General features: G+C 62.3%; 12 protein-coding genes. 7 read left to right on the forward strand and 5 right to left on the reverse strand.

Annotation, left to right across the window (positions count from 1 at the left end; translation table 11 throughout):
• Positions 1-82 precede the first annotated feature (82 nt).
• From ACDH77_RS16880 to rfbB, 5 genes are all read right to left on the reverse strand, one after another.
• Positions 83-1,249 carry a nucleotide sugar dehydrogenase gene (locus ACDH77_RS16880; RefSeq protein WP_008576953.1) on the reverse strand — a complete coding sequence of 389 codons (1,167 nt, stop codon included), beginning with the start codon at positions 1,247-1,249 and terminating at the stop codon, positions 83-85.
• 340 nt (positions 1,250-1,589) lie between these two features.
• Positions 1,590-2,489: a dTDP-4-dehydrorhamnose reductase gene (gene rfbD / locus ACDH77_RS16885; RefSeq protein ID WP_008576951.1), complete on the reverse strand. Its 900-nt coding sequence runs from the start codon at positions 2,487-2,489 to the stop codon at positions 1,590-1,592.
• A complete protein-coding gene (rfbC, locus tag ACDH77_RS16890) occupies positions 2,486-3,043 on the reverse strand; it encodes a dTDP-4-dehydrorhamnose 3,5-epimerase (RefSeq protein ID WP_011052372.1) in 558 nt (185 codons plus the stop codon). Before rfbC ends, rfbD begins: the two co-directional genes overlap by 4 nt.
• Positions 3,040-3,927 (reverse strand): glucose-1-phosphate thymidylyltransferase RfbA, encoded by an 888-nt coding sequence (rfbA, locus tag ACDH77_RS16895; RefSeq protein WP_031424432.1) that lies wholly within the window; start codon positions 3,925-3,927, stop codon positions 3,040-3,042. Before rfbA ends, rfbC begins: the two co-directional genes overlap by 4 nt.
• Before the next feature lie 55 nt (positions 3,928-3,982).
• The gene (gene rfbB, locus ACDH77_RS16900) at positions 3,983-5,038 is read right to left on the reverse strand and encodes a dTDP-glucose 4,6-dehydratase (RefSeq protein ID WP_031424434.1); all 1,056 of its coding nucleotides are present in this window, start codon (positions 5,036-5,038) and stop codon (positions 3,983-3,985) included.
• 227 nt (positions 5,039-5,265) lie between these two features.
• Here rfbB and ACDH77_RS16905 point away from each other — a divergent pair, with 227 nt between their 5' ends.
• From ACDH77_RS16905 to ACDH77_RS16935, 7 genes are all read left to right on the forward strand, one after another.
• Positions 5,266-6,012 carry an electron transfer flavoprotein subunit beta/FixA family protein gene (locus tag ACDH77_RS16905; RefSeq protein ID WP_008576941.1) on the forward strand — a complete coding sequence of 249 codons (747 nt, stop codon included), beginning with the start codon at positions 5,266-5,268 and terminating at the stop codon, positions 6,010-6,012.
• Positions 6,012-6,956 (forward strand): electron transfer flavoprotein subunit alpha/FixB family protein, encoded by a 945-nt coding sequence (locus tag ACDH77_RS16910; protein WP_029820294.1) that lies wholly within the window; start codon positions 6,012-6,014, stop codon positions 6,954-6,956. Before ACDH77_RS16905 ends, ACDH77_RS16910 begins: the two co-directional genes overlap by 1 nt.
• 15 nt (positions 6,957-6,971) lie before the next feature.
• Positions 6,972-7,958, forward strand: coding sequence for a lysylphosphatidylglycerol synthase transmembrane domain-containing protein (locus ACDH77_RS16915; protein ID WP_031424437.1), 987 nt, complete (start codon positions 6,972-6,974; stop codon positions 7,956-7,958).
• 102 nt (positions 7,959-8,060) lie between these two features.
• Positions 8,061-9,449 carry a UbiA family prenyltransferase gene (locus ACDH77_RS16920; RefSeq protein ID WP_055026748.1) on the forward strand — a complete coding sequence of 463 codons (1,389 nt, stop codon included), beginning with the start codon at positions 8,061-8,063 and terminating at the stop codon, positions 9,447-9,449.
• The gene (locus ACDH77_RS16925) at positions 9,449-10,750 is read left to right on the forward strand and encodes an FAD-binding oxidoreductase (RefSeq protein ID WP_031424938.1); all 1,302 of its coding nucleotides are present in this window, start codon (positions 9,449-9,451) and stop codon (positions 10,748-10,750) included. Before ACDH77_RS16920 ends, ACDH77_RS16925 begins: the two co-directional genes overlap by 1 nt.
• 2 nt (positions 10,751-10,752) lie before the next feature.
• Positions 10,753-11,481 (forward strand): SDR family oxidoreductase, encoded by a 729-nt coding sequence (locus ACDH77_RS16930; RefSeq protein WP_031424939.1) that lies wholly within the window; start codon positions 10,753-10,755, stop codon positions 11,479-11,481.
• A 1-nt stretch (position 11,482) separates the two neighbouring features.
• Entirely contained in the window at positions 11,483-12,427 is a 945-nt protein-coding gene (locus ACDH77_RS16935) for an NAD(P)-dependent oxidoreductase (protein WP_031424940.1), read from the forward strand.
• Positions 12,428-12,454: the final 27 nt, after the last annotated feature.

Genomic DNA, 12,454 nt, shown 5'->3' on the forward strand with positions numbered 1-12,454 from the left:
CAGCACCGCATCGCCGTGAGTCCCATGGGCGGCCTGGCGGGTGGCATCGCCACCGCCAGGACTTAATAAGCACCTGTCTGGCTCAGTTGTCGCCGAACAAGTCGCGCGTATACACCTTGTCCTGCACATCCTGCAGCGCGTCGGCCATGCGGTTGCTGATGATGACATCGGCCTCGCGCTTGAAGGCCTCCAGGTCGTTGACCACGCGCGAGCGGAAGAACTCAGGATCGCTCAGCGTCGGCTCGTACACGATGACGTCCACGCCCTTGGCCTTGAGGCGCTTCATCACCCCCTGGATGCTGGACGAACGGAAATTGTCCGATCCGGCCTTCATGATCAGCCGATAGATGCCGACCACCTTGGGATTGCGCCGTAGCACGTCGGCGGCAATGAAGTCCTTGCGGGTCGTGTTGGAATCGACGATCGCCCGGATGATGTTCTGCGGCACGCTCTGGTAGTTGGCCAGCAACTGCTTGGTGTCCTTGGGCAGGCAGTAACCGCCATAGCCGAAGGAAGGATTGTTGTAGTGGCTGCCGATACGCGGATCCAGGCAGATGCCCTCGATGATCTGGCGGCTATCCAACCCATGGGTAAGCGCGTAGGTGTCCAGTTCGTTGAAGTAGGACACGCGCATCGCCAGGTAGGTATTGGCGAACAGCTTGATCGCCTCGGCCTCGGTCGGCTCGGTGAACAACACCGGCACGTCGGGCTTGAGCGCGCCTTCCTGCAACAGCCGCGCGAAGGTTTCCGCACGCGCCGAACGCTCGCCGACGATGATCCGGGACGGGTACAGGTTGTCGTACAACGCCCGGCCTTCGCGCAGGAATTCGGGCGAGAAGATGATGTTGTCGGTACCGAACTGCGCGCGCAGCTTGGCGACGTAGCCGACCGGAATGGTCGACTTGATCACCATGGTCGCCTGCGGATTGATCTCCAGCACCTTGGCGATCACGACCTCGATCGACCCAGTGTTGAAATAGTTGGTGTCCGGATCGTAGTCGGTGGGCGTAGCGATGATCACGAACTCTGCGCCGGCAAACGCCTCCTTGGCGTCCAGGGTGGCCTTGAAGTTCAAGCCACCTTGGGCCAGCGCGGCCTCGAGTTCCTTGTCGACGATCGGCGAGCGGCCTTCGTTGAGCAGCTTCACCTTGGACTCGACGATGTCCAGCGCCACCACCTCATGGTGCTTGGCGAGCAATACGCCATTGGACAGACCGACATAGCCGGTACCCGCGACAGCGATCTTCATTGGAATTCCTTGCGACATTGGATGGGGGAGGATGTAGCGCGCTGCATGCAGGTCACGGCGTAATAACGGGACGGCCGAGCCCGCAATGGGGCTGGCGCGCCCGCTGGGGGATACGCGAGAACCTGCACAGTGCCGGCTGATGCGATACAGCGCACACCTGCATGCATCCAACGTATGCATCGTGCGTGGCATCCGCTTCAGCGGCACATCCACGTCGGCCGCGACCTGCGTGGAGCAGATCGCCGGTCCGGCGCGGATCAACCCTGATGGTAGCCGAAGCGAAGTGCAAGCTATGAGTCGGTGCTGAAGCCGCACCGATCGGTGGCACCACCGACGACGCTCATCGTTGGGCGAGCGTGTCCAGCACCTGGCTCAGTCCATCCTGCCAGTCCGGCAGGCGGACGCCGAAGGTGTCCTGCAGGCTGTGGATATCCAGTCGCGAATAGGCCGGGCGCGTGGCCGGCGTGGGATAGTCGGCGGTGCTGATCGCCTCCACGCGCGGCGCATGGGCGAGCAGGCCGCGCGCGCGCGCCTGCGCGAAGATGGCTTCGGCGAAGCCGTGCCAGGTGGTCTGCCCGGCGGCGGTCAGATGCCACAAGCCGGAGGGTTCGCCCGGCTGGCGCAGCGCGTGCGCCGTGATGTCGGCGATTAACGCCGCTGGCGTTGGCGTGCCGATCTGGTCGGCGACCACGCGCAGCACGTCGCGCTCGGCGCCCACGCGCAGCATCGTGCGCAGGAAATTGTGTCCATGCGCCGCGTAGACCCAGGCAGTGCGGAAGATCAGATGACGGCCGCCGGCCGCCTGCACTGCCTGCTCGCCGGCCAGTTTGCTTTGCCCGTACACGCCGAGCGGCGCGGTGGCATCGTCCGGCCGATAGGGGCGCGTGCCCTGTCCATCGAAGACATAGTCGGTCGAGTAATGGACCAGGGGCACACTGGCGCGCGCGCACCATTGCGCGATGACCGACGGCGCCTCGGCATTGGCACGGAAGGCGGCATCACGCTCCTGCTCGGCACGATCGACGGCCGTATAGGCGGCTGCGTTGACGACGCAACTTGGCTGCAAGCGGTCCAGCAATTCGCTCAGGCGTTGCGGTGCGTCGAAGTCTGCCACCTCGCACGCTGCCCCATCCGGCAACCGACCACTGCGGGTGCTACTTAGGATCGGGCCATTGGCCGCCAATGCCCGCAGCAATTCCGTGCCGACCTGTCCATTGGCTCCCAGTACCAGCGTGGTCACGGCGTATACACCGGCAGGCGTTCGGCCGGCACATCGCCCAGAAACGGCGCGGCGGAGTCCTTTGCAGACAACAATGGGTTGCTGATCGGCCAGTCGATGCCAATTGCCGCATCATCCCAGCGCACGCCGGCATCGGCCTCCTTCACGTAGACGTCGGTGCATAGGTAGCTGAACACTGCTCGCTCCGACAGCACTGCAAAGCCGTGCGCGAATCCCTCTGGAATCCAGAATTGCTTTTTGTTTTCCGCGCTCAACACCACGGCTGCCCACTGCCCGAAGTTGGGCGATCCATGGCGGACATCGACAGCCACATCGTAGACCTCACCCTCAAGCACGCTGACCAGCTTGCCCTGGGGACGCGGCCACTGGTAGTGCAAACCGCGCAGCACGCCCTTGGCCGAGGTGGACACGTTGCTTTGCACGAATTTCGTCGGCAGACCATGCTGGCCGAAGCGCTCCGCATTCCATGTTTCAAAAAAATATCCGCGTTCATCGCCGAACACTGCCGGCTCGATGACCACACACCCTGGTAAACGGGTTTCGACGATTTTCACGGTACTACTCCTCGCACAGCCAATTCGTGCAGATACTTGCCATAGTCGTTTTTCAGCAATGGGGCGGCCAGCCGCTCCAGCTGTTCCGCATCGATCCAGCCCTGACCGAATGCAATTTCTTCAGGGCAGCACACCTGCAGACCCTGACGCATCTGGATGGTCTCGATGAAATTGGCCGCTTCATGCAGCGACTGGTGCGTTCCGGTATCCAGCCATGCATACCCGCGTCCCAGCGGCTCAAGATGCAGGTCACCAGCATCGAGATAGCAGCGATTGAGATCGGTAATCTCCAGCTCGCCACGCGGGGAAGGTTTCAAGGCGGCCGCATAATCGCTGGCTTTTCCATCATAGAAGTACAGACCGGTGACCGCATAGTTGGAGCGGGGCTTTTCAGGCTTTTCGGCAATATCGATGACCTTTCCCTGCTGATCGAATTCGGCCACGCCATAGCGCTCAGGATCGTTGACCCAATAACCGAACACCGTCGCACCCTGCTCGCGCGCGTCTGCGCGGCGTAGCGTTTCGGTCAAACCGTGGCCATGGAAAATATTATCGCCCAACACCAGGCAACTCGGCTTGCCATCGACAAAATCGCGGCCGATCAGATACGCCTGCGCCAGCCCGTCCGGACTGGGCTGCACGGCGTACTGAATATTGATTCCCCATTGCGCGCCATCGCCGAGCAGAGACTGAAACAGCGCCTGCTCATGCGGCGTGTTGATGATCAAAATATCGCGAATACCTGCCAGCATCAGGACGCTCAGCGGGTAATAAATCATTGGCTTGTCATAGACCGGCAGCAGCTGCTTGCTGACGCCCTTGGTGATCGGATACAGGCGCGTGCCCGACCCACCCGCCAAAATAATGCCTCTACGTTGTGTCATGAGATAGTTCCTTGTGAGGCCCGCACACGACCGCGCGGGCTCTTGCTGGGGCGCTTTACGCCGAGGCACCGATCCGTTCCAACCGGTAACTGCCATCCAGCACGCCCTGCACCCAGGCCTGGTTGGTCAAATACCAATGCACCGTCTGCGCGATGCCCTGCTCGAAGGTGTAGGCGGGCTCCCAGCCCAGTTCGTTCTTCAGCTTGGAAGCGTCGATCGCGTAGCGGCGATCATGGCCCGGGCGATCCGTCACATAGGTGATCTGGCTCGCACGCGGCTTGCCATCGTCACGCGGACGGTGCTGATCCAACAGTGCGCAGATCGCCTGTACGACCTCGATGTTTTGCCGCTCTGAATTGCCACCGACGTTGTAGGTCTCGCCGACCTTGCCCTTCGCCAGCACGGTACGAATCGCTTCGCAGTGGTCGCTGACGAACAACCAGTCGCGCACCTGCTTGCCGTCGCCGTAGACCGGCAGTGGTTCGCCAGCCAGCGCTTTGGCGATTACCAGCGGAATGAGCTTCTCGGGGAAGTGGTACGGACCGTAATTGTTCGAACAATTGGTGGTCAGCACCGGCAGACCGTAGGTGTGGTGGAACGCGCGCACCAGGTGATCGGAAGCAGCCTTCGATGCGGAGTACGGCGAGTTGGGCGCGTAAGGCGTGGTTTCGGTGAACTTGCCGGTCTCACCCAACGTGCCGTAGACCTCATCGGTGGACACATGCAAAAACCGGAACGCATCCTGACGCTCCTTCGGAAGCGCCTTCCAGTGGTCACGGACCGCTTCAAGCAGGGCCAGGGTCCCAACCACATTGGTCTGGATGAACGCGCCCGGACCTTCGATCGAGCGATCCACATGGCTCTCGGCCGCGAAATTCAGCACCGCATCGGGCTGGTGTTCGTGCAGCAGACTGGCGACCAACGCGCCGTCGCCAATGTCGCCCTTGACGAAAACATGGTGCGGGTTGCCCTCCAGGGGAGCCAATGTGTTCAGATTTCCCGCATAGGTCAGCGCGTCAAGATTGACCACGCGCACCCCGCGAGCCACTGCTTCAAGAACAAAGTTCCCACCGATGAAGCCGGCGCCGCCGGTTACTAGCCAAGTTGCCACTGCCTATCTCCTTATCGCGCGCGAACCGCGCTGCGTATTCAAACGACACAGGATATACGGTTAGCGCAATACCGGGCCTAAGCACTGACCAATTTGGGAGACAACGTGCCGCACCGCACCATCCATACGCCATCGCATGGTTCGCTTCACCCGGTTAGAATGCCCCCACTCCCGTGCCTGCCGCCGCGGCCGGGCCTTCCCGCAATAGCTGAAGGATCTCGTACACGATGAAAATCCTCGTCGCCTACAAGCGCGTGGTGGACTACAACGTCCGCATTCAGGTCAAGCCGGATGGCTCCGGCGTGGTGACCGAGGGCGTCAAGCTCTCGCCCAACCCGTTCGACGAAATCGCCCTGGAAGAAGCATTGCGCCTGCGCGATGCCGGCATCGCCACGGAAGTCGTGGTCGCCACCCTGGCGCCGGCCGATGCGGCTGCGCACCTGCGCAACGGCCTGGCCATGGGCGCCAATCGCGCAATCCATGTGGTGACCGATGCGGCTGTTCAGCCGCTGACCGCCGCGCGCGCGCTGCTCAAATTGGTCGAGAAGGAACAGCCGGATCTGGTCATCCTCGGCAAGCAGGCCATCGACGACGACGCCAATCAGACCGGCCAGATGCTCGCCACCCTCTGGGGCCGCCCGCAGGCCACCTTCGCCGGCAAGCTCGTCGTTGCCGATGGCAAGGCCACGGTGACGCGCGAGGTCGATGCCGGCCTGGAGACGCTGGAAATTGACCTGCCGGCAGTGATCACCACCGATCTGCGCCTGAACGAGCCGCGCTTCATCAAGCTGCCGGACATCATGAAGGCCAAGAGCAAGCCGCTGGAAACGCTGGCGTTTGCCGACCTGGGCGTCGACGCGCATGACAGCGTGACCACCACGCACTACGCCGCGCCGTCCAAGCGCAGCCGCGGCGTGATGGTCAAGGACGCCGCCGAGCTGGTGGCCGCACTCAAGCAGAAGGGGTTGCTGTAATGGCCAAGGTTCTCGTTGTTGCCGAACATCTCAACGGTCAGCTCAATGCGGCCACCGCCAAGACCCTCAGCGCTGCGCTGGCGATCTCGGCCGACTCAATTGATGTGGTTGTGCTGGCTGCCGACCCGGCCGCGGTTGCAGCGCAAGCCGCGCAGTTAGCCGGTGTTGCCCGAGTGCTGACGGTGGCGAACGCCGCAAACGAACACGCCATCGCGCAGGTGCTGGGGCCGCAGATCGCCCAGCTTGCCGGCCAGGGCTACACGCATGTCTTTGGACCCTCCACCACCTTCGGCAAGGACCTGATGCCGGTCGTGGCTGCGCTGCTGGGCGTCAACCAGATCTCCGATCTGATGTCGGTCGAAGACGCTTACACCTTCAAGCGTCCGATCTATGCAGGCAACGCCATCATCACCGTCAAGGCCCCGGCCGAGCATATCGTGGTCGCGACAGTGCGCAGCGCCTCCTGGCCGGAAGCGGCCGGCGGTGGAAGCGCGACGGTCGAGGCGGCCACGGTGGAGGCCGCGTTGCCGACCCATACCCGTTTTGTCGGTCTGGCAGCAGGCAGCTCCGACCGTCCCGACCTGCAGAGCGCAAAGCGCGTGGTCTCTGGTGGCCGCGGCGTCGGCTCGGCCGAGAACTTCCAGCATATCTACAGCCTGGCCGACAAACTCGGCGCCGCCGTGGGCGCCTCGCGCGCGGCAGTGGACGCCGGCTACGTACCCAACGAGCTGCAGGTCGGCCAGACCGGCAAGATCATCGCTCCGGAACTGTATGTGGCCATCGGCATCAGCGGCGCCATCCAGCACCTGACCGGCATCAAGGACGCCGGCACGATTGTGGCGATCAACAAGGACCCGGAATCGCCGATCTTCGAGATTGCCGATATCGGGCTGGTGGGAGATTTGTTTACGCTGCTGCCGGAGTTGGAGGCTGCGTTGGGCTGAGGCCCTTCTGCTGCAATGGATGCGCCTTCGTCTTCCCGCATCAACGGTGCCGCGACATCGCGGCACCGTCTGGATTATCTGGTCGGCTTCGTCGTGCTGCTATGCGGCGGCTATATCGCCGCATTGGTCTGGGTAGACCACGGGAACGGGACGTTCTCGCGGCTGAGTGACGTCTGGCACCTGATGTTGCTCGCAATCGTGCCCGTATCGCTGACGTACCTGTTTCGGTACTGGCGCTGGCAATGGCTGCTCCGTCGCAAAGGGCATCGCGTACCAATGGGGCTTGGCCTGGCTGGCTATCTGGCGGGCTTCGCCCTGACCGCTACGCCAGGCAAGGCAGGCGAATTGATGCGGATTCGCTACTTCGCGCGGATGGGCATTCCCGCCGAGCGCACATTGGGTGTCTTCGTCTTCGAGCGCGCATCCGACCTTTTGGTCATCCTGTCGCTGTCCCTGCTGGCCGCATCCGTATTCCCCACCCTGGGCGCGCTAGCTGCAGTCGTGCTGGGATTTGTCTGCGCGCTGTTCGGCGCAGCCGCCTGGCCCGCGTTGTTGGACAACCTGAAAGGCGTGACCGCGCGACTTCCCGGCCGCTGGCTGCGGCAACTGGCGCATTTTTTCCTTGCAGCAGCCCTGGAATTGCGTAGCTGCCTGGATCTGCCTGCGTTCGGGCAAAGCATGCTTGCCGGGTTCATCGCCTGGGGACTGACATCGGCGGTATTCGTAAGCCTTTGCATCGGCATGGGCCTGCAACTGGAGCCTACTGTCGCGCTCGGTATCTACCCACTTGCGATGCTGATCGGCGCACTGTCGTTTGTTCCCGGTGGCGTCGGCTCGACCGAACTGGCCATCGTCTTGATGCTCAACCGGCTCGGAATTTCTACTGCAGACGCCATTGCGGTCGCTGTCGCGGCGCGCCTGGTGACGCTTTGGTACGCCATTCTCGTCGGTGCAGTGTCCATGCTTGCTGCAGAATTCGCCGTCCGCAAGAGCGCGCGGTGAACGACAGGTATAATCGGCGCCCCGCAATGGATCGCCAGGCAGTCGATGTCCTCCCCTACCAGCAGCACCACCCGTCCGGTTGTTTCGGGACGCGCCTTGTGCGTGGATCTGGATGGCACGCTTTTGAATTCGGACATTCTCTATGAGTCGGTGCTGGCGTTGCTGGCGCGAAACCCGCTCTACGTGTTCTTGCTGCCGCTGTGGCTGTTGCGTGGCAAGGCCGCGCTGAAGCGCGAACTTGCGTCCCGCGTCGTCCTGCCTGCAGAGACCCTGCCCTACAACCACCAGGTGCTAGAGCTGTTGCGCACCACAGCGCAACGCCCGCGCGTGTTGTGCACCGCCTCCGACGCACTCCTGGTGCAGCCCATTGCAGAGCATCTGGGCCTCTTCGAGCAGGTCATTGCCAGTGATGGAAAGCGCAATCTGTCTGGTCGCAACAAGGCAGAGGTGCTGATCGACGCGTTTGGTCAGGGCAACTTCGATTACGCGGGCAACGGCAGCGTGGATTTGCACGTCTGGGACAAGGCCGGGGGCGCCTGGGTCGTCAACAACGGCACCGCACTGGCAAGGGCAGCGGCGCAAAGGACGACCGTGCATGCGCATTGGCCTGCCCCGTCGCGGGCCCGTGCGTGGCTGAAAGCGTTGCGCCTGCACCAATGGCTGAAGAATCTGCTCGTGTTCGTTCCGCTGCTGACCGCGCACCGATTCCTGGATCTGGAATCGGTGCTGCAATCCACGATTGCGCTGGTCGCATTCGGCTTATGCGCTTCCGGCGTCTATGTGCTCAATGATCTGCTGGACTTGACGCCTGACCGTCAGCATCCGCGTAAGCGCAAGCGCCCGTTTGCGGCAGGCCGACTCCCGCTTCTGCATGGCCTACTGGTTGCCCCTGCACTGACAGTGGCAGGCCTCCTGCTGTCGCTGGCATGCAATATTGAATTCACCCTGGTCTTGCTTGCTTACTACGTCATGACCTTGGCGTATTCGCTACGTTTGAAGCGCATTGTGATGATCGACGTGGTGCTGCTCGCAGCGCTCTACACCGTGCGCATCATCGGCGGCGCCGTGGCGATCGGTATCGAATTGTCGTTCTGGCTGTTGGCATTTTCGATGTTCATGTTCCTGTCGCTCGCGCTGCTCAAGCGCTACACGGAACTGCATGCCATGTTGAGCAGCGGCAAGACCAAGGCCAGTGGCCGGGCCTATTCGGTGGAGGATCTCTCGCTGCTGCAATCCATGGGTGCGGCGGCCGGCTACATCGCGGTGATGGTGATGGCGCTGTACATCAACAGTCCCGAGAGTGTGGAGCTGTACCGCAATCCCAAGCTGCTCTGGCTGGTGTGCCCGGTGTTGCTGTATTGGGTGAGCAGGGTCTGGATCATTGCTCATCGTGGAGAGATGCATGACGACCCGATCGTATTCGCTGCCACCGACCGTGTCAGTCAGATCGTTGTGGTGCTGTGCGGGTTATTCGCCCTGAGTGCCATCTGATGGCGCCGGGGCAATCCTGGGGGCGGTATCCCAGAGCGCAGCAGACGCTGCTACCGATCAATGATCGAGCGGCGAATCTGCCCGCATTCGACGGCTTTGCGCTGCCTCGTGGTAACGGACGCAGTTATGGCGATAGTTGCCTGAATCCGGATGGCGCACTGCTGTGCGCACGCGGGCTTGATCGATTCATTGCCTTTGATCCCGGCAATGGCGTCCTTCGCTGCGAGGCGGGGGTCACCCTTGCCGAGATCATCGAGCTGGTATTGCCGCAAGGTTGGTTTCTGCCGGTGACGCCCGGCACGCGCTACGTCACCGTTGCCGGCGCCATTGCCAACGATGTGCATGGCAAGAACCATCATCGCACCGGCAATTTTGGCCACCATGTGCGCGCATTCGAGCTGCTGCGTAGCGACGGCGAGCGCAGATTGTGTACGCCGGATGAGGCCGATCGCTGGTTCGCAGCTACAGTGGGAGGACTTGGGCTGACCGGCCTGATCACCTGGGCGGAAATTCAGCTGCGTCGGGTCGGCGGCCCCATGCTGGAAGCAGAAAACATTCGCTTCGGCTCGCTTGATGAGTTTTTTGCGTTGTCGGCGGCCGCAGCCGAAAGCCACGAGTACAGTGTGGCGTGGATCGATTGTCTGGCAAGCGGCAAGGCGCGTGGTCGCGGGCACTTTACCCGCGCAGATCACTGTACCGGGCTTGCGCAAGAGCGACCGAAACCGCCAGGTGCAGGTCTATCCATGCCTTTCACTCCGCCGATATCGCTGGTGAATACGTTCTCCCTGCGGCCTTTCAACACGCTCTACTACTGGCGCCAGCCCGCGCCGCGCAAACGCTTCGTCAGCCACCTCTTACCGTTCTTTTACCCACTTGATGGAATCCGTGACTGGAACCGTATGTACGGTCCTTCTGGCTTTCTGCAGTATCAATGTGTCTTGCCGCCCGCAACCGCGCGGGACGGAGTGGACGCGCTGCTTGCAGAGATCGCGCGCAGCGGCAGTGGCTCGTTCCTGGCCGTGTTGAAGGAATTCGGCAACACACCTTCCCTTGGCATGCTGTCTTTCCCAAGGCCAGGCACGACCTTGGCATTGGACTTCCCCAATACCGGTCCTGGCGTCTTCCGCCTGCTTGAGCGACTGGACCGCATTGTCGACGACGCAGGCGGTGCTCTGTACCCTGCCAAGGACGCACGTATGACAGCGCAGTCGTTTCAGCGTGCCTATGGCCGCTGGCGCGAGTTCGGCAGCTATCTCGATCCACGTTTTTCTTCCGGCTTCTGGCGCCGGGTCACGGAGTAGACATGCAACGCGTCCTTATTATCGGGGCCACCTCGGCCATTGCCGAAGCAACCGCCCGACGCTACGCCGCACGCGGTGCGGCCATCCACCTGCTCGGCCGCCAAGTCCCGCGCCTGGAAATAATTGCCGCCGACCTCACGACCCGCGGCGCGCGAAGCAGCATCGGCGTGCTGGATGTCAACGACGATGCGCATCATGGCGAGGTTCTGGATGCAGCCTGGGCTGCATTGGGCGGTGTCGATGTCGTATTGATCGCACATGGCACGCTGCCGGATCAGGCTGCGTGTAACGCATCGGTCGAACTGTCGCTGCGCGAATTCGCCACCAACGGCACCTCCACGATTGCCCTGTGCGCAGCGGTTGTGCCGCGACTGACGTCGGGCGCTACGCTAGCAGTCATTTCCTCAGTGGCCGGAGATCGCGGCCGAGCCAGTAATTACCTCTATGGAAGCGCCAAGGCCGCAGTGACCGCCTACCTGAGCGGCCTGGGACAACACCTGCGCCCGCAGGGCATCAACGTGCTCACGATCAAGCCGGGCTTCGTCGACACCCCCATGACCGCCGCCTTCAAAAAGGGCGCACTGTGGGCGAAGCCGGACCAGATTGCCAAGGGGATCCTCAGTGCAGTGGACAAGCGTCGCGCTGTGGCCTACCTGCCTAGTTTCTGGTGGGCAATCATGCTGGTGATCAAGAACATCCCGGAATTCATTTTTCGCAGGATCAAGCTCTGACATGACGGACAAACACGCCAAGATCGTCATCACCGGCGCCGCGGGCCTGGTCGGCCAGAACCTAATCGTCGAACTCGAACAGCAGGGCTACACCCAGCTAGTGGCGATCGACAAACATGCGCACAACCTGCAGATCCTGCGCGAGCTGCACCCGGCCGTGCGCGTGGTGCAGACGGACCTTGCCGAGCCCGGCGACTGGGCACGCGAGTTCGAGGGTGCAGCCTGCGTCGCCCAGTTGCACGCGCAGATCACCGGTAAGACAACCGATCTATTCACCCGAAACAACCTGACCGCGACCGCGCACGTGCTCGATGCCTGCCGCGCGGCGAAGGTGCCGTATCTGGTGCACATCAGCTCCTCGGTGGTGAACTCGGTGGCCAAGGATGACTACACCAACACAAAGCGCGCGCAGGAAGAGATGGTGGTCGCCAGTGGCCTGCGCCACTGCGTGCTACGCCCAACCCTGATGTTCGGCTGGTTCGACCCCAAGCACCTGGGCTGGCTGTCGCGCTTCATGGCCAAAACGCCGGTGTTCCCGATTCCGGGCGATGGCCGCTTCATGCGCCAGCCGCTGTACGAGCGCGACTTCTGTCGTTGCATCGCCAAGTGCATCGAACGCGAGCCCGACGGCGATGTCTACGATATCGTTGGCGATACGCGCGTGGACTACGTCGACATCATCAAGACGATCAAGCGGGTCAAGAAACTGCACACCCTGATCGTGCACATCCCGATCGGCTTCTTCGCCTTCCTGCTGCGCGTGTATTCGCTCTTCAGTTCCAAGCCGCCGTTCACCGCCGACCAGTTGAAGGCGCTGAGCGCTGGCGACGACTTCAAGGGCGTCGATACCGAAGCCGTGTTCGGCGTACGCCAGACGCCGTTCGAAGACGCAATCCGGGAGAGTTACACCGATCCTCGGTATAGCCGCATCGTTCTGCAGCGCTAAAGAGACCGCTATTTCCCAGCATTGAAA

Source organism: Xanthomonas axonopodis pv. maculifoliigardeniae, from assembly GCF_041519315.1.
Taxonomy (GTDB): Bacteria; Pseudomonadota; Gammaproteobacteria; order Xanthomonadales; family Xanthomonadaceae; genus Xanthomonas; species Xanthomonas euvesicatoria.

Excerpts from the sequence above, each read along its gene's own strand:
- ACDH77_RS16910 (WP_029820294.1), top strand. The coding sequence starts at position 6,012 with ATGGCCAAGGTTCTCGTTGTTGCCGAACATCTCAACGGTCAGCTCAAT.
- ACDH77_RS16880 (WP_008576953.1), bottom strand. The coding sequence starts at position 1,249 with ATGAAGATCGCTGTCGCGGGTACCGGCTATGTCGGTCTGTCCAATGGC.
- ACDH77_RS16915 (WP_031424437.1), top strand. The coding sequence starts at position 6,972 with ATGGATGCGCCTTCGTCTTCCCGCATCAACGGTGCCGCGACATCGCGG.
- ACDH77_RS16930 (WP_031424939.1), top strand. The coding sequence starts at position 10,753 with ATGCAACGCGTCCTTATTATCGGGGCCACCTCGGCCATTGCCGAAGCA.
- ACDH77_RS16925 (WP_031424938.1), top strand. The coding sequence starts at position 9,449 with ATGGCGCCGGGGCAATCCTGGGGGCGGTATCCCAGAGCGCAGCAGACG.
- ACDH77_RS16905 (WP_008576941.1), top strand. The coding sequence starts at position 5,266 with ATGAAAATCCTCGTCGCCTACAAGCGCGTGGTGGACTACAACGTCCGC.
- ACDH77_RS16935 (WP_031424940.1), top strand. The coding sequence starts at position 11,483 with ATGACGGACAAACACGCCAAGATCGTCATCACCGGCGCCGCGGGCCTG.
- rfbA (WP_031424432.1), bottom strand. The coding sequence starts at position 3,927 with ATGACACAACGTAGAGGCATTATTTTGGCGGGTGGGTCGGGCACGCGC.